The 17,553-nt window shown below is 37.6% G+C and carries 19 protein-coding genes; 13 read left to right on the top strand and 6 right to left on the bottom strand.

All coding sequences use genetic code 11. The annotated features are described in order from the left end of the window. Nucleotides 1-177: 177 nt before the first annotated feature. Nucleotides 178-798 carry a porin family protein gene (locus tag EDC17_RS15245; protein WP_132778924.1) on the bottom strand — a complete coding sequence of 207 codons (621 nt, stop codon included), beginning with the start codon at nt 796-798 and terminating at the stop codon, nt 178-180. A 51-nt stretch (nt 799-849) separates the two neighbouring features. Here EDC17_RS15245 and EDC17_RS15240 point away from each other — a divergent pair, with 51 nt between their 5' ends. From EDC17_RS15240 to EDC17_RS15200, 9 genes are all read left to right on the top strand, one after another. Then, nucleotides 850-1,065, top strand: a complete 216-nt coding sequence (locus tag EDC17_RS15240; RefSeq protein ID WP_132778922.1) for a hypothetical protein — start codon at nt 850-852, stop codon at nt 1,063-1,065. Between the two features lie 8 nt (nt 1,066-1,073). After that, nucleotides 1,074-1,409, top strand: a complete 336-nt coding sequence (locus tag EDC17_RS15235) for a tRNA-binding protein (RefSeq protein WP_132778920.1) — start codon at nt 1,074-1,076, stop codon at nt 1,407-1,409. Between the two features lies 1 nt (nt 1,410). Further along, nucleotides 1,411-1,881, top strand: coding sequence for a nucleoside deaminase (locus tag EDC17_RS15230; RefSeq protein WP_132778918.1), 471 nt, complete (start codon nt 1,411-1,413; stop codon nt 1,879-1,881). A gap of 104 nt (nt 1,882-1,985) precedes the next feature. Continuing rightward, the gene (locus EDC17_RS15225) at nt 1,986-2,594 is read left to right on the top strand and encodes a superoxide dismutase (RefSeq protein WP_132778916.1); all 609 of its coding nucleotides are present in this window, start codon (nt 1,986-1,988) and stop codon (nt 2,592-2,594) included. Nucleotides 2,595-2,664: 70 nt separating this feature from the next. Continuing rightward, a complete protein-coding gene (msrA, locus tag EDC17_RS15220) occupies nt 2,665-3,312 on the top strand; it encodes a peptide-methionine (S)-S-oxide reductase MsrA (protein ID WP_132778914.1) in 648 nt (215 codons plus the stop codon). 8 nt (nt 3,313-3,320) lie between these two features. Then, nucleotides 3,321-4,190 carry a helix-turn-helix domain-containing protein gene (locus EDC17_RS15215; RefSeq protein WP_132778912.1) on the top strand — a complete coding sequence of 290 codons (870 nt, stop codon included), beginning with the start codon at nt 3,321-3,323 and terminating at the stop codon, nt 4,188-4,190. A gap of 132 nt (nt 4,191-4,322) precedes the next feature. Continuing rightward, nucleotides 4,323-5,957 (top strand): L-glutamate gamma-semialdehyde dehydrogenase, encoded by a 1,635-nt coding sequence (gene pruA, locus EDC17_RS15210; protein ID WP_132778910.1) that lies wholly within the window; start codon nt 4,323-4,325, stop codon nt 5,955-5,957. 149 nt (nt 5,958-6,106) lie between these two features. After that, complete coding sequence (locus EDC17_RS15205; RefSeq protein ID WP_132778908.1) at nt 6,107-7,585, top strand: DUF5687 family protein; 1,479 nt, start codon at nt 6,107-6,109, stop codon at nt 7,583-7,585. A gap of 18 nt (nt 7,586-7,603) precedes the next feature. Further along, entirely contained in the window at nt 7,604-8,299 is a 696-nt protein-coding gene (locus EDC17_RS15200; protein WP_132778906.1) for an ABC transporter ATP-binding protein, read from the top strand. A gap of 55 nt (nt 8,300-8,354) precedes the next feature. On the opposite strand, the gene EDC17_RS15195 is transcribed toward EDC17_RS15200, so the two are convergent. Continuing rightward, a complete protein-coding gene (locus tag EDC17_RS15195) occupies nt 8,355-9,512 on the bottom strand; it encodes a dicarboxylate/amino acid:cation symporter (RefSeq protein WP_132778904.1) in 1,158 nt (385 codons plus the stop codon). A 331-nt stretch (nt 9,513-9,843) separates the two neighbouring features. Between EDC17_RS15195 and EDC17_RS15190 the strand changes: the two genes are divergently transcribed. Beyond that, nucleotides 9,844-10,185, top strand: coding sequence for a hypothetical protein (locus EDC17_RS15190; RefSeq protein ID WP_132778902.1), 342 nt, complete (start codon nt 9,844-9,846; stop codon nt 10,183-10,185). A gap of 244 nt (nt 10,186-10,429) precedes the next feature. Next, a complete protein-coding gene (locus tag EDC17_RS15185; RefSeq protein ID WP_132778900.1) occupies nt 10,430-10,657 on the top strand; it encodes a hypothetical protein in 228 nt (75 codons plus the stop codon). Nucleotides 10,658-10,688: 31 nt separating this feature from the next. Here EDC17_RS15185 and recA read toward each other — a convergent pair whose 3' ends face one another. The 4 genes from recA to EDC17_RS15165 all read right to left on the bottom strand — a co-directional run bounded on the left by recA (nt 10,689) and on the right by EDC17_RS15165 (nt 14,437). Next, nucleotides 10,689-11,711, bottom strand: a complete 1,023-nt coding sequence (gene recA / locus EDC17_RS15180) for a recombinase RecA (protein ID WP_132778898.1) — start codon at nt 11,709-11,711, stop codon at nt 10,689-10,691. Between the two features lie 92 nt (nt 11,712-11,803). Then, nucleotides 11,804-12,487 carry an endonuclease III gene (gene nth, locus EDC17_RS15175; RefSeq protein ID WP_132778896.1) on the bottom strand — a complete coding sequence of 228 codons (684 nt, stop codon included), beginning with the start codon at nt 12,485-12,487 and terminating at the stop codon, nt 11,804-11,806. Nucleotides 12,488-12,556: 69 nt separating this feature from the next. Next, entirely contained in the window at nt 12,557-12,742 is a 186-nt protein-coding gene (locus EDC17_RS15170) for a hypothetical protein (protein WP_132778894.1), read from the bottom strand. 69 nt (nt 12,743-12,811) lie between these two features. Beyond that, nucleotides 12,812-14,437, bottom strand: a complete 1,626-nt coding sequence (locus EDC17_RS15165) for a S8 family peptidase (protein WP_132778892.1) — start codon at nt 14,435-14,437, stop codon at nt 12,812-12,814. A 220-nt stretch (nt 14,438-14,657) separates the two neighbouring features. Between EDC17_RS15165 and EDC17_RS15160 the strand changes: the two genes are divergently transcribed. Together EDC17_RS15160 and EDC17_RS15155 are read left to right on the top strand one after the other, a co-directional pair. Then, nucleotides 14,658-16,814, top strand: a complete 2,157-nt coding sequence (locus EDC17_RS15160) for a S9 family peptidase (protein WP_132778890.1) — start codon at nt 14,658-14,660, stop codon at nt 16,812-16,814. Nucleotides 16,815-16,830: 16 nt separating this feature from the next. Beyond that, nucleotides 16,831-17,409: a YceI family protein gene (locus tag EDC17_RS15155; protein ID WP_132778889.1), complete on the top strand. Its 579-nt coding sequence runs from the start codon at nt 16,831-16,833 to the stop codon at nt 17,407-17,409. Nucleotides 17,410-17,553: the final 144 nt, after the last annotated feature.

The following is a 17,553-nucleotide window of genomic DNA, read 5'->3' as shown; positions in this document are numbered from 1 at the left end:
TATGTTTTCAAGTCCGTTCGGTTGCCAAACCTCTATAACTAACTATATTTCAAATATTTCAAAGAACAATTTCAAGTTTTAATGGGACAGTAATGTTAGTGATTCAAAGTTAAACGTATAAAATGAAAAATGCGCATAATAATTTATGCGCATTTCATTCATATCATAAAACCAAACTTAAAAGATGCTATAGCCTAAGCTTATAGTCCATAGATTTAATTTCTGCTTGCCTGCCGACCCTTCGTATTCACTAATATTTCCTAAGCCTATCTCATAACGCAAATCAAAAGTCAATTTGCTGAAATCAATACCTGTTCCGATTACCAACGCAGAAAACTTATCCTTGTAATTGGTCAATGCTTCTTGATAAACTGCAGATACATTGTCTTTGTACGGGTTGTTTTCATCTATTACAAATGAGAATAGTGGCCCGGCTTGTAATTTCAATTTTGCAGGTCCCACGGGAAATTTTGTTCCGATTAATAATGGAACATCAATATTGGTAAATTTAATATCACCTTTAATCAAGTCTGAGCCTGCGTCGCTCGCATCGGGATGGATAGTCGCACTTTTGCTGGTGAAATAAGCCTCCGGCTGGAAGTGAAAACTATTCCCGCCGATTCTGCCCCATATACCGGCTAGATATCCAACACTATTTTCGTTTTCAAACAAACTTTTATCCGTCTTTAGTGACGCAACATTTAGACCTGCTTTTATCCCCAATTTCAGATCCTGCGCCTGTGCAGTAAAGGATAGCGCACAAACTGTGATTAATCCTAATATTATTGCTTTTTTCATATTATAAATGTTATTTTAGTCAGTAAAATTATAAAATCATTTTTTTAAATTATGTCAAGCCTTAAAATTACTTATTCGGATTGGGAAATTCTTAAAATAAAACTACTCCGCAAATACAATCATTTATCAGCTGAGGATCTAGCCTACCAAGAAGGCGAAGAAAATCAATTGATAAATAGATTAGCAAAACGTTTGAAACGAACGAATGAGTATGTTATCTTCACGCTCTCAAAACAATTAGCCGAATTATCCAATAATAGATTGTAACAGCTAAAATGGAAATTAGTTGGCAAGATTTTGAAAAAGTGGATTTGCGGGTGGGCACAATCGTCGACGTTCAAGATTTTCCCGAAGCTCGGAAGCTTGCTTATCAATTGAAAATTGACTTTGGACCGGAGATTGGTTTGCGCAAGTCGAGTGCGCAAATCACTACGCTATATACGAAAGACGTGTTGATGGGACGGCAGATAGTCGCGGTGATTAATTTTCCGCCAAAGCAAATAGGGAAATTTATGTCCGAATGCTTAGTAACAGGTTTCGCTGATGCCCATGGTAATATTGTTTTGACCAGTGTAGAGAGAGAATTGCCGAATGGGGCAAAATTAATGTAAAATGAGGATATATAATTTTGAAGAAGGTGCTCCTGCCGTAAATGCCGACGAGATTTACATGAAGGAAGCGCTCAAACTAGCACAAAAAGCTTACGAAGAAGACGAAGTACCTATTGGTGCGGTGATCGTTTCCCAAGGGAAAATAATCGGTAAAGGGTACAACCTTACCGAAAGATTGAATGATGTGACCGCACATGCCGAGATGCAAGCTTTTACAGCTGCTGCCAATTTCATTGGTGGCAAATACCTGAAAGACTGTACACTGTATGTGACCGTCGAGCCTTGTGTCATGTGTGCCGGTGCTTCATATTGGACACAGATACCGCGGATCGTCTATGGGGCCAAGGATGAAAAACGAGGATATCAAGTTTTTAATCCCAAGATAATACACCCCAAAACCCAGATTGTAGGAGGGGTGCTCGAACAGGAATGTGGTGAGCTGATGAAACGTTTTTTCAAGAGTAAACGCTAATTTTTCCACATTATGGCATTAAAATGAAACATTACGACTTCTGATTTGTTATATTCGTATTGTATTTTAATATTAAGATTCAATAACTAAAAAATAGAAAAATTATGGCATTTGAATTAGAAGCGTTACCATACGCAAATGACGCATTAGAACCTCATATTGATAAAGACACGATGGAAATCCATCATGACCGTCACCACCAAGCTTATGTAGATAACTTGAACAAAGCTATCGCTGGTACGGACGCAGAAAATGTTTCTTTAGAAGATATTATCAAAAATATCAGTAAATATCCAGCTGCTGTCCGCAACAATGGCGGTGGTCATTATAACCACAAATTATTTTGGTCTGTATTAGGTCCAAATGCAGGTGGCGAGCCTACAGGAGAGTTAGCGGATGCTATCAACGTAACTTTTGGTTCTTTCTCTGAATTGAAAACACAATTGCAAAATGCAGGTGCTACACGTTTCGGTTCGGGCTGGTCATGGTTGATCGTGACTGCAGAAGGCAAATTGGCAGTGACTTCTACGCCTAATCAAGATAATCCATTGATGGATGTAGCAGAAGTAAAAGGTACGCCAATTTTGGGTATTGATGTTTGGGAGCACGCTTATTATTTAAAATATCAAAATAAACGTCCAGCTTATTTAGATGCAATCTTCAATGTAATTAATTGGGATGCAGTAGCGGCAAATTATGCAGCAGCTAAATAATCAAGGTAGTTTATATAGAATTATAAAGGCGACATGCATTATGTCGCCTTTATTTTTTAAATTAGGTGAGATGAGAATAATTATTCTTTTTGTATTAAGCACATGTTTTTTTGCTTTAGGCTGTCAAAGTCAGTCCAAAGTGAGCAAAGAATATGTCAAAATAAAGGATATGCGTATGGAAAATAAAGAAGTAGCGGTATTGGCTGGAGGTTGCTTTTGGTGTGTGGAAGCACCTTTGTTATTGTTGGAAGGGGTTGATACAGTAGAGTCAGGGTACATAGGTGGTGATGTAGAAAATCCAACGTATGCACAGATCAGTACGGGAAATACGGGACATGCAGAAGCCGTGAAAGTAACTTTTGACCCAACTATCATTAGTTTTGATGAATTGCTAGAAGTCTTTTTTACGATGCATGATCCTACCCAGCTCAATCGTCAGGGGAATGATATAGGTACACAATACCGTTCAGCAATTTTTCCTATCAATAAAGAGCAGGAAGAAAAGTCTCGCTATTATATCGAAGAGTTGAATAAATCAGGAGCTTTTGAGAAACCAATTGTGACGACCATCGAATATGCAGATACGTTTTATGTAGCAGAAGATTATCATCAAAACTACTACAATCGCAATCCGAATGAGATGTACTGCCAGCTAGTGGCTCGGCCAAAGGTAGAGAAGGTAAAGAAAGTATTCGCAGATAAGTTGAAGAAAAAGTAGATTCGAAGATGAAACCGATTCAATTTACAGTTTCTGTTTATGGTGAAGGGGTTTTCGCAGTGTTGGAAGACAAAAAAGAAAACTTTTATAATTATTACCACCGACATGATGAAGCCCAGATAACGTATATCCTAAAAGGTAAGGGGACGATTATGGTCGGCAATGTGATGCAATCCTTTCAGTCGGGGGATATTTTTGTGCTCAAGCCAAACGAACCTCATATGTTCGATCGGGAAGCAGAAAAAGAGGAGGAGAAAGGTGATATACACGCCATACACATTTTCGTGAATCTTGAACGGATGAAGAAGCTGTATCATATCCCCGAATTCGAAGCTGTACGGGATTATTTGCAGGAATTACATACCTCCAAGATGCTGGATCGCTCCATATCCGAATCGATGATGCATTTTTTTACCAATCTGATGGTCAAAAACGGGATGCCTCGATTTACCGAGTTTTTGCAATTATTGCATGCGCTGACGCAGCATCGGCACGAAGCGGTTTCCCTATATTCGGGGGTACGAGATATGAGTTATTCGGACAAGGATGGGGTACGCATTAGTCAGGTGTATAAGTTTACTTTTGATAAGTATCAAGAAGATATATCCGTCGATCAGGTCGCCTCTTTGGTGCACATGACGCCGACATCTTTTTGTAAGTTTTTCAAAAAACATACCATGAAAACTTACATTACATTTCTGAATGAGGTACGTATCGAAAAGGCTTGTCAGATTTTATTAAATCATCAATCCGAAAATATTGCAGAGGCAGCTTTTCAAGTTGGTTTTAACAATATTGTGCATTTTAATCGCGTATTCAAAGCCATCACCAAGCTGTCACCGAAAAAATATATACAAGCACATAGTCTCGATATATAACCTAAATTGGTTGTATTCTGGTAAAAATCAACTGTTTACCTTTGGTTTTGATAGAATATGTTTACTGATGGATAAATAGGGTATATATAGATGAGGCAAAATTTAATATTTTTACAATAAATAATTATTATCATGTTAAAAGGATTTTTCAATGTTCCGGCTCCTGTAAATGAGCCAGTATATTCATACGCTCCCGGTTCCAAAGAGCGCGCTTTATTGAAAGAGGCAATTGCGGAAGCAAGATCACAAGAAATCGATGTCCCTATGTACATCGGATCAGAGGAAGTACGCACAGACAAGAAAGTGAAACTTACACCTCCACACGATCACCAACATACATTGGGATACTATTCTCAAGGTACTAAGCAACATGTTACAGACGCTATTGACGCTGCCTTGGCCGCTAAAAATGATTGGGAAAACCTACCATGGGAACAACGTGCAGCTATATTCTTAAAAGCAGCAGAATTAATCTCTACAAAATACCGCTATAAGCTAAATGCGGCTACTATGTTGGGACAATCCAAAAACCCTTACCAAGCAGAGATAGACTCCGCATGTGAGATCATAGATTTTTTACGTTTCAACGTAAAATATATGTCTGAAATCTATCAACAACAACCTCCTGCAAACAGCAAAGGTGTGTGGAACCGTGTTGAACAACGCCCGCTTGAAGGCTTTGTATTTGCGTTGACTCCATTCAACTTTACGGCTATCGCAGGTAACTTGCCTACATGTGTGGCAATGATGGGTAATGTCGTAGTTTGGAAACCTTCGAATACACAAATTTATTCAGCTAATGTATTGATGCAAATCTTCAAAGAAGCAGGTCTTCCGGATGGTGTCATCAATCTAGTATATGTTTCGGGTCCCGATGCAGGTGATGTAATATTCAAACATCCTGATTTTGCAGGTATCCACTTTACGGGTTCTACAGGTGTGTTCCAAGATATTTGGAAGACAATAGGTGAGAATATCCACCGTTACAAAACGTACCCACGTATCGTAGGTGAGACAGGTGGTAAAGATTTTATCGTAGCTCACTCTTCTGCAAATATTAAAGTGTTGAATACGGCATTAGTTCGTGGTGCTTTCGAGTTCCAAGGTCAAAAATGTTCGGCAGCTTCGCGTGCCTACATTCCACAATCGTTGTGGGGCGAATTGAAAGGATTGATGGAAAAAGATATTAAATCTTTCAAAATCGGTGGCACAGAAGATTTTTCAAACTTCATTAATGCAGTAATTGATGAAAAAGCTTTTGATAAAATCACCAAATATATCGATAGAGCAAAAGAATCAGCAGATGCTGAAGTCGTAATAGGTGGCGAATACGATAAGTCAAAAGGTTATTTTATTCATCCGACTGTAATCTTAACCAAAACTCCAGATTATGAAACCCTTTCTGAAGAATTGTTCGGTCCTGTGTTGACAATTTATGTTTATGAAGATGCTAAATTTGAAGAAACATTGAAATTAGTAGATTCGACGTCGATCTATGCCTTGACAGGTTCGATCATCTCGCAAGACCGTTATGCTATTGATTTGGCTACTCGTGAGTTGCGTAATGCTGCAGGTAATTTCTACATCAATGACAAGTGTACAGGCGCAGTAGTGGGTCAACAGCCATTCGGAGGTGCTAGAGGTTCTGGTACAAACGATAAAGCGGGATCAATGATCAATTTATTACGTTGGGTATCGCCGCGTACCATTAAAGAGACTTTTACTCCAGACACTGATTATAGATATCCATTCTTATCAGAAGAATAAGGTAATAGGTAATGTTTTTTTGAAGCTTCGAGAATTTTCTCGAAGCTTTTTTGTGGATTTATTCTGACAATATGGCTATTGTATCTGTGAAACCTAAATGTTAATTTTAAGTTTACTGATTTCAATTATTATTATTAACTAATTATTCTATGTTTTTGAAGATACTTTACTTAGAGTGGACTGCGTTCTTTCGTTCTGCTAGTGTTGGTAAAGGTGTTGCTGTTAAGTTGTTTATGGCTTTTATTGGGCTATATTTCTTGCTTTCTTTTATCGGATTAGGGGTTATTTTATATATGTTGTTGAAGGAATTATTTCCTGATCAAGAGCCTATTTTGGTGGTAAATAACTTCCTCTTACTTTGGTTAGGTTTTGAGCTCGTCCTTCGGTTTTTGTTGCAAAACTTACCAGTGGTCAATGCCAAACCCCTTTTGACCCAACGTATACCTCGTAGCAAAATTGTACATGTACTCTTATTGAAATCAATATTTTCCTACTACAATTTACTAACCCTTGTTGTCGCTATTCCATTCATCATTGTCAATTTAAAGCATGCAGACTATTCGTTTCTATCCCTTTTATTTTGGCTAATAGGTCTTATGGGGATGGTCTATTCGATTAATTTCGTCAACTTTTGGATACAGCGCAGGTTTGCTAATAATTTAAAAGCTTTATTACCATTTATTATCGGTTGTTTAGTCCTCGTTGGTTTAGAATATTTTGGGATATATTCAGTCAGCAAACTATTTGGAAGCTTTTTCAATTTGGTGCTTACTTATCCTCTTGTGGGATTAATACCGCTTATTTTATTATTTCTGAGTTATAAACTCACATTTAATGATGTGAAAGCTAACCTGTATTTGGATGCTTACTTGGATAGCAAACAAAAGACATATCAAGCTTCGGATCTAAGCTGGACAAACAAATTTGGGGCTTTGGCACCTTTTATACAGCTGGATTTAAAATTACTTTGGCGCAATAAGCGTGCAAAAACTACAGTATATCTAAGCCTGGGCTTTTTGGCTTATGGCTTACTATTTTACACCAATCCAAAGTATGCGGATTCCAGCATGTTAATCTTTGTTGGAATTTTTATTACTGGGATTTTTATTATCAATTTTGGTCAGTTCATTCCTGCTTGGGATAGTTCTTATTTTCCTCTATTACAGACCAGGCCCGTCACTATGAAAAACTATTTGGAAGCTAAAGCCATGTTAATGTACGGTTCTATTTTGATTTTGACTATTCTGAGCACTCCTTATGCTTTCTTCGGATGGGATAAGGTATATATGAATATGGCATGCGCCATATACAATGCAGGAATTAATATCCCTATTATTCTCCTCTTTGGCGCTTATAACAAGAAATATATTGACCTCTCGAATGGCAGTATGTTCAATTACCAAGGCATTGGTGCCGCCCAATGGTTAATTGGTCTTCCCTTACTGATAATTCCGATAGTCATTTGGTTTACAGTAAAGGTATTTGCGGATCAAAATGTGGCCAATCGGGTGTTGATTGGCTGTGGAGTAATAGGTCTATTGCTTCGAAATGTAATTATGAATTCCCTTGTCGCATTGTATATGCACAACCGCTTCAGAATGTTAGAGGGATTTAAACAAAAAAGTTAATCGATTCAAAATTAAATTATGATTAATATTCAAAATCTTTCAAAGACGTATAATAATACTACGGTTCTTGCGATCGAAAATATAGAAATAAAAAGAGGTGAAAGTATCGGATTAGTGGGTAATAATGGTGCGGGTAAGACTACACTATTCAGCTTATTATTGGACTTGATACAAGTGAGTACGGGTGAGATACATATTAATGGGGTGAATGTGCACGGAAGTGACCGTTGGAAGGAATTTACAGGTAGTTTTTTGGATGAATCGTTTCTCATCGGCTACCTTACGCCCGAAGAATACTTTTATTTCATAGGCGATCTTCAAGATGTAAGCAAGCAAGATGTCGATAATTTCATCGCGCAATATGATGATTTTTTTAACGGAGAAATACTTCAGAAGAATAAATATATCCGTGATCTATCCAAAGGTAACCAAAAGAAGGTGGGGATTATTGGTGCTTTAATCGGCAATCCGCAACTCATTGTGCTGGACGAACCTTTTGCTAATCTAGACCCGAGTTCACAGTTTAGACTGAAAAAATTAATCCGGGATTTGATACAGGATAGAGAAGTTACAATGTTGATTTCAAGTCATGATCTATCGCATACCGTAGAGATTTCTGATCGCATCATCGCTCTGGACAAAGGGCGAATTATAAAAGATATCCAAACTTCGGAAGAAACATTAGAAGAACTGAACACGCTATTTGCGGTATAAAAACAAATAAGCTTCGAGAATTTCTCGAAGCTTATTTGTTTAAGTATGTACTTCTTTATTTCTTTCCAAACAATTTATCGACTACCACTGCGATTGCTCCGTCTCCCGTTACATTACAGGCTGTTCCAAAGCTGTCCATCGCAATATAAAGCGAAATCATCAAGGCTTGATTCTCCGCATCAAATCCCAGCATAGAAGTGATTATTCCTAAGGCCGCCATAATTGCGCCTCCTGGTACGCCTGGAGCTGCAATCATCGTCACACCTAGCATACAGATAAAGCCTGCCATTAATCCGAAATCAATAGGCATACCTTGCATTAGCATTAAAGCAACAACACAAGCAACAATTTTGAGTGTACTTCCTGCGAGGTGAATTGTGGCACAAAGCGGAACAACAAAAGAAGCCACTTCGTCGGAGACACCTGCTTTTTTTGCTTGGGCTAGCGTCACTGGAATGGTAGCCGCCGAAGATTGCGTGCCGAGCGCTGTGAAATAGGCCGGCATCATAGTCACAAATAGCTTGAAAGGATTTTTCTTAGAGATTGTCCCCGCTATAATATATTGGATGAGCAATAAAAGGATATGCAATGCGAAAATAAAGCCTATTATCTTAACGAAAACATTTAAAATCATCATCACTTTGCCCGAATACGTCATATCCAGAAATATTCCGAAAATGAAAAGAGGAAGTAATGGAATGACTACCTTCTCGATGATAAATGAAATGATATTTCCAAAATCATAAGACACTTCGGCTAATTTTGAATTCTGGAGTCTGGCTAAGCCTATACCTATTAAGAACGAAAAAACTAATGCACCCATGACATCAAAAAATGGAGGAATCTGTAAGGTGAAGTATGGGGTTAAACTTTGACTTTGCTCCTGAATGTTTACCGATTGATTCTCCACAAGGGAAGGGAAAATAGACATACTGGCGAAATAAGTCGAGAATCCCGCGAATAGGGTAGAGCCGTAGGCTATGGCAACGGTGGTTAATAACATTTTGCCGGCAGTATTACCCAATTTTGCAATAGCGGGAACAATAAGACCTACTATAATTAATGGAATTAAGAATTTCAGTAGCTGATCAAATAATCCATTAAATGTGGCAAAGATATTTCCGATAGATTCTGGAATGATACCGCCCAATAGAATTCCTAATCCAATTGCTAATACAACACGAAAAAGTAGATTGTCAAAAAGTTTTTTCATGTTCCAAGGTACAAAATAATTGAAAAACTCCTTGAGGTATTTTTAATTCTGAATATTTAATTTTTCGCATAGAAATTGCTTACAGAGATATTGAATTAAGAATGAAATGGAGGTTATAGGTCCATCAATATTAAAAATTTATCGTGAATTAATGAAGATATATTTATTATTGAAATAATTAATTAAATTTATGAAAATACTTCAAAATGTAGATTTATCTCTATATATTTAAGTATAAGCATCTGCAATTCTACATGGAGCTATTCAGATTTAACTAACAACTAACCTTCAAATTATGATTCATCTCTTATAAAATCATTTGGGTAGCTATTTGGAACAAAATATTGATGATTGTTCTTTTATTGTTGGTTATTTACCAGGGAAAGATGCAAATCCGGGCAGCAGCTCAGATGGAATTTATATAACGGTGTTAACGATTACTGAAGATGTGTCCTCAAAAATTCCATTTGTATATACGCAAGATTTAACAGACAAGAGTATACCAAAGCAAGATTCGCCAATTATATTAGAACTCAGTATCATGATATCCGTCTATCTGAAAAATTATTCAGAAGGCCTAAAAGCGATATCCAAAGTGATTCAAAAACTAGCCGATATGAGCAGATTTGTTACACTGGACTTTTCCTTCTCTCTGTGTCTATGTACAACATGACAATGGATCAATTTAATAACTTGTGGCAAGCACTATCCACAACAGTATTGCCCAATGTGGTGTATAATTAAGGCATGTGTATGTCCAGCCGGATATAGATGAAAATGCAGAGTCAACCCCACAAGTAGTGGAGTTGACAATTAATACAAAGAAAAAATGAGTTTTTCATTGAAAATACGAAAAACCACGGGGGAATACACTTCGTGAAATTGTCACTTTTCATATTTGGCAACGTATTACCTTTATGGATTCTAGTGAAGAAGTAACGGAGATTTTTACATTTGTTGTGCCCTTAAATTCCACAGCGGCCAAAATGAAAGGCTGTCAAGTCATATATAAGCAGCGTGTGGGTCGCTATTTATTGTATAATATAGATGTATATAACGAATTCGGTAATTTTAATGATAGAGATATTCACGGCGATTATTACTTCCAAGATTATATAACAAAAAAGGGCTTTCCCATAGATTGAAAAGCCCCTTATTACAGCATATTAAGAATTATTATTCTTCGTTTAATTCACCTTGGTCCAATACTTCGCCTGATACTTCAGCTCTGATTTTAGCTTCTAGTTCATCTGATAAATCTGGATTGTCTAGTAATAGATTTTTCACGGAGTCACGTCCTTGACCTAATTTGGTGTCACCATAGCTAAACCATGATCCTGATTTTTTGATTATATTATACTCCACGCCTAAGTCAATGATTTCACCCACTTTAGAGATACCTTCTCCAAACATGATGTCAAATTCTGCGATACGGAATGGAGGTGCCACTTTATTTTTAACGATTTTTACTTTTACGCGGTTACCCGATACTTCATCCGAATCTTTAATTTGAGAAGTACGACGAATATCCAAACGTACGGAAGCATAGAATTTCAAAGCATTACCACCTGTAGTAGTCTCCGGGTTACCAAACATCACACCGATTTTCTCACGCAATTGGTTGATGAAGATACAACAACAGTTAGTCTTAGAAATAGTACCTGTCAATTTACGTAAAGCTTGAGACATCAAACGCGCTTGAAGACCCATTTTGGAGTCACCCATTTCGCCTTCGATCTCACCTTTAGGAACTAATGCTGCTACGGAGTCAATTACGATAACATCAATCGCACCCGAACGGATTAGGTTGTCTGCAATTTCTAACGCTTGCTCACCATTATCAGGTTGAGAGATCAATAAGTTCTCTACATCTACACCTAATTTTTGTGCGTAATATTTATCAAAAGCATGTTCTGCATCAATAATAGCTGCGATACCGCCTTTTTTCTGTGCTTCGGCGACAATATGAGTTGCCAATGTAGTTTTACCGGATGATTCTGGTCCGTAGATCTCAATGATACGTCCTTTAGGAACACCACCAATACCTAATGCAATATCCAAGCCCAGAGAACCTGTAGAAATTGATTCGATACGCTCTACTGCGGCATCGCCTAATTTCATGATAGTACCCTTACCGTAGGATTTTTCTAATTTATCAAGTGTAAGCTGTAGCGCTTTTAATTTATCTGCGTTGCTCATATTTTTAGTATTTACGATTCAAAAGTAAGATTATATTTTTTATTCACCAAATATTTTGCTAAAAAAATTAGTTAAGTGTGTTATTGTTAAAATTACAAGGAAATTTGGTTGTTTTCAACCGTGTTGATAACTTTTGCCTTATACGTTTTTTCAAAATACTTACACATATGCGTAATAGGACATACTTCGCATTTCGGTCTGCGGGCCAGACAGATGTATCTGCCGTGCAAAATAAGCCAATGATGAGCAATTTTGATGGTATCTACGGGAAGATATTTGACAAGTTGTTTTTCTACGGCTAGTGGCGTAGTTGCATTGGTGGTAAGCCCTAATCGATTGCTTACCCTGAAAACATGGGTATCCACCGCCATGGCAGGAGCATTATATATAACAGATGAGATCACATTGGCCGTCTTACGTCCTACACCAGGTAGCTTCATCAAGTCTTCTATTTTTTCAGGCACTATGCCATCAAACTCTGCGAGAAGTTTTTGAGCCATGCCGACTAGATGTTTAGCCTTATTATTTGGGTAGCTGACGGAGCGGATATAACTAAATACTTCTTCGACAGAACTCTCAGCCAAGGATTCTGGGGTAGGGTAACGCTCGAATAATGCTGGGGTAATCTGATTGATACGCTTGTCGGTGCATTGTGCTGACAGAATCACAGCGATAAGTAATTCAAAGGGATTACGGTAATGTAGTTCGGTCTGTGCATCAGGATTGTGCGTAGAGAAATATTCTACAAAAGCTTTGTATCTGTCTTTTTTTAACATACACAAAGATAATGTTTTAAATAGGATGTATAAAAAATAACAAAGTCTCTACTTGTAGAGACTTTGCCTTTATTTCTTACTTAACGATTTCGAATAGTTAAGAATGCGACCAATCACTTCTTGATTTGGCTCTATTACTAAATTTTGAATTTCCTCTTTAATTTTTGCTTCGAATGATTCTTCAACTTTAATAGTTATATCTTCTACGTCGTTTATGTAAGTTTTTTCTTCTGTTTGGGTAAAATTTTCTACCATAAGCAATTGATTTTGTTTATTATATAAACGCAACCGATTTCACTTTATTGTAGAAGATTTAACTTTTTTTTACTTTTTCTTGTTGATATAATTGTTAGCTTCTACAATCGCATTGTAAGCGTTCACAATTCCTCCACTCACGGATATTTCATCCAAATAAACCTTTTTGGTGCTTCCATCTTTTTTGATTTTCACTTTTTGGTCTACTTTAGTAACAGATTTCATAATGATATCTTTTACTTCTTGAGCGGATAGCTGTGGATAGTAAGCGCGTAGGAGTGCAGCCAAACCCGATACGACCGGTGCCGCCATACTCGTGCCTTGTTGGTCCTTATATTTATTCTCTGGCATAGTTGAATAGATCTGTACGCCTGGAGCAAATACATCTACCGATTTGTATCCGTAATTCGAAAAATTAGCCAATAAGTCATCGTTAACTTTCAATCCAGTAGCACCTACTGTAATCCAATTGCTTGCTTCACCCGTGATAGCTTGTTCGTCATTGGTGAAATATTTCGTTGGGTAATTTGGATTGATATCGATGTCTTTTGCATCATTTCCTGCAGCATGCACGAGCAATACATCTTTTTCTAAGGCATAACGAACTGCATCATCTACCGTTTTTTTGTTGTAGGCATATCCCTTACCAAAACTCATGTTAATAATTTTGGCGCCATTTTCCACAGCATAACGAATTCCGTTAGCCACGTCTTTGTCACGCTCATCTCCATTCGGAACTACGCGAATAGCCATGATTTGTACATTATCCGCCACACCGTTTATACCGATATTATTATTGCGTTTAGCGCCGATAATACCAGCGACGTGTGTACCGTGGTCTGCATCGGGACCTTTTACATCTGGATTACCGTAGTATCTTTCAGATGCGTCTTCGTAATTGTCACCAACAATATGACGTGGATCAAATTCTTTATTCAAGTGATATTTGATTTGCGAAGAATAGTAGTCGTTAGCTTCATTAATATCATCGAAAAATTTTAAAAAGCTATCGTTTTCCGTTGCTCTTTTGATAATAGAAATTGCTGTTTTAATATCTCTATTTTCAGTTTTATAATTATCAATATCAGCTTTGGTGATATCTTTAGGCTCTTTACCTATTTCAGCGACAAATTTATCGACGTTTATTTTTAATCTTCCATAGTTGGTATTGCCAAAGCTTGCTTCATCATATTTGCTGGTATAGTCCGCAATCATTTTTTGGTAAGCAACAAATTCACGTCTTTGCGCTTCATTGAGTTTGGTAGTCGGAAGTACGGACGCGTAGATCGGGTCATATTTTGCAATAAGACGAGTTACTTCAAGATTGTCGTAATTTACGTTTTCACCATTGGCGTTGCCAATAAAATTCCAACCGTACTTATCATCTATATAGCCATTGCCATCGTCATCTTTGCCGTTGCTATTCGCTTCCTTTTTATTGATCCATAGTACATCCTTCAAGTCTTCATGATTGACGTCTACACCGCCATCAATAACAGCTACGATTACTGGTGATGCTTTACGGCCTTTTAACAATTCATAAGCTTTCTCCGTGCTTATGCCCATTATTCCATCGGTTTTATAATCTAGATTATACCAATTGGCAGGAGCCTTATCTTTTTTTTCTTGTGCTAAGCCCGTGAAAGGTAATATGCCGATACCTAATAAGGCGATTAGAAGTTTTGTTTTACGCATATTTTTAAGATATAATTTTTCTTACAAATATAATGCTATTATTATGCCACTCAGCTGTTAAAAAAGTATAAAAGTATACGTGTAACTTAAATATTGCACATATATCTAATTTTTTAGCTTTCTAATTCGAGATAAATAGTCGTTATATTAATTTTTTTGAGGATTTTTATAAATATAAAATAAATCGTATACAACAATATTAACCCCCTAATAAATTGTTATGTTCGCATCAAAAAATAACTGGATGATTATATTAAGTATGACAGTGGTAGCCTGTTCGCAAAAAACAGAAAAAGCTCCTGTTAAATGGCCAGATGCGCAAGCTCCTTTGGCTGACATCAAACCGCACAATCGTACTATTCATGGAGATACAGTTGTGGATAATTACTATTGGTTAAATGATTTTTTCAAAAAAGGACCCGACTCAGCAAATGTCGTTAAATACCTAGAAGCGGAGAATGCGTATACCCAACAGATGATGGCGGGTACGGAGGATTTTCAACAAAAACTCTTTGACGAGATGAAAAGCCGCATCAAGGAAAAGGATGAATCGGTTCCTTATTTTTATAATGGCTATTACTATTATAACCGTACGGAAGAAGGCAAACAATATTATAAACTCTGCCGTAAGAAAGGATCTTTGGATGCTGCCGAAGAGATTCTATTGGATGTGGATAAGATGGCTGAAGGAAAGCCTTATTACGCGATTGGTGGTTCTTCAGTAAGTCCGGACAACAAACTGTTGGTCTATGGGGTAGACGAGGTCTCGCGCCGAGAATATGTATTGCATATCAAGAATCTAGAAACTGGTGAGGTATATAAGGATAGAATTGAGCGCACGAGCGGTAGCGCTACGTGGGCTGCTGACAACAAGACGATCTTTTATACGTCAAAGAATCCTGTTACCCTTCTTTCAGAAAAAATCAAACGCCACACTTTAGGCACAGATGCGCGTACAGATGTCGTGGTGTACGATGAAAAGGACAATACGAATTACATCGGAGTGGGTAAGTCCAAAGATGGCAAGTATATCTTCATCTATTCGCAGAATACAATGAGTTCTGAAGTACGATACCTGCAATCCAATATGCCGAATGGAGAATTTAAACTTTTCCAAGCGCGTATGAAGGATGTATTGTATGATGTGACTCCATTGGAAGATAGATTCCTGATCGTCACCAACGTAGATGGTGCGAAAAACTTTAAAGTCATGGAGACTGCGTTGGATAAGACTACAAAGGAGAATTGGAAAGACTTTATTCCTCATCGTGCGGATGTATTGGTACAAGGTATAGATGAGTTTAAAGATTTTCTTGTGGTGTCCGAACGAAAAAATGGTTTGACGAACTTATCTATTCGTAGTTTGAGAGATAATTCGGTACATGATTTGGACTTTGGAGAAGCAGCGTTCACCGTATACCCAAGTGTGAATGCGGAATATAATACAGACGTAGTACGTTATGGTTATACATCGATGGTAACACCGTCTTCTACGTTTGATTATAATATGCGTACCAAAGAGAAGACTCTATTGAAACAGCAAGAAGTGTTGGGTGGGTATAACTCAGAAGATTATGTTACCGAGAGAACATTTGCGACGGTAACAGATGGCACAAAAGTTCCAATTTCATTGGTTTATAAAAAAGAAACGAAGAAAGATGGCTCTGCACCTTTGTTCTTGTACGCTTACGGTTCGTATGGAAGTTCAATGGATCCTACATTTAGTTCAATTCGTCTTTCTTTGCTTGACCGTGGATTTATCTACGCCATTGCACATATTCGTGGAGGTGAAGAGATGGGGCGTCAATGGTATGAGGACGGCAAGATGATGAAAAAAATCAATACTTTCACTGATTTCATTGATTGTGGTAAATATTTGATCGAAAACAAATACACATCAAAAGGACATTTGTACGCGGAAGGTGGAAGTGCAGGAGGTCTATTGATGGGTGCAGTAATAAATATGGCTCCAGACCTATGGAATGGTGTGATTGCAGCGGTGCCTTTCGTGGATGTGGTGAATACGATGTTGGATGAAACAATTCCTTTGACGACGAATGAATATGACGAATGGGGAAATCCAAACAACAAGGAAGCTTATGAATACATGAAATCATACTCACCATATGAAAATATTGAGGCAAAAGAATATCCTAATTTGTTAGTTACGACCGGACTTCACGATAGTCAGGTGCAATATTTTGAACCCGCAAAATGGGTAGCGAAGTTGAGAACAATGAAGAAGGGTGATAACGTCATTTTGTTGAAAACAGATATGGATTTTGGTCACGGCGGAGCATCAGGACGTTTTGATTACCTCAAAGACCAGGCTTTAGAATGGGCGTTTATCTTAAAATTAGAAGGAATTACTCAATAATCAGTTTTATATTTCTATGTTGAAAACACGTTTTTTAGTTGCTTTTTTTATTCTTTTTAATGTAGCTGCTCAGGCGCAAAAAACAGAAACTTTTATCATTAATCCGAGCAAATCGTTGGTAAAGTGGGCCGGTAAGAAGATCGTAGGCGGTAATACCGAGGGTACTATTTTAGTTTCCAAAGGCTCATTGGATTTTGCAAGCAAACAGTTGAAATCAGGAGAGATTGTGATGGATGTGACATCCATTAATTCTGAAAAAGCTTCTCCACGTTTGGTAGCACACTTGAAAAACCAAGATTTTTTTGATGTAGAGAAGCATCCTACAGCTTCATTTGTCATTACATCCGTAAAGGCTGGAAATAATCCACAGGTTACTGGAAAGTTGACTATCAAGGGGATTACAAAGGAATTGTCTTTCCCCGCGCAGATAACCTACGGTAAAGATTTGGTCGTGGCTAAGGCTAGCGGTATAAAAGTAAACCGCACTTTATTTGATGTCAAATATCGTTCGGGAAGTATTTTTTCGGGATTAGGCGACGGTGCTATTGAGGATGATTTTGTTTTGGATATTACGCTAGTGTCGGACAAAAAATAAAATCGGATTTACGTTTAAAACAAAGGGCTTCATTATTTGAAGCCCTTTGTTTTTGTGTGCCCAGCATGTGCAATAACTCTAGGGTGTAAGTCCCGAACACGCCTTTACAGTGGGAAGTGTTAGCTTAGGACAAGGGTGTCCACC

Origin of the sequence: Sphingobacterium alimentarium (genome assembly GCF_004342685.1) — a bacterium.
GTDB lineage: Bacteria > Bacteroidota > Bacteroidia > Sphingobacteriales > Sphingobacteriaceae > Sphingobacterium > Sphingobacterium alimentarium.
The sequence above is the reverse complement of the archived record's forward strand: the minus strand, read 5'-3'. Positions and strand labels throughout refer to the sequence as shown.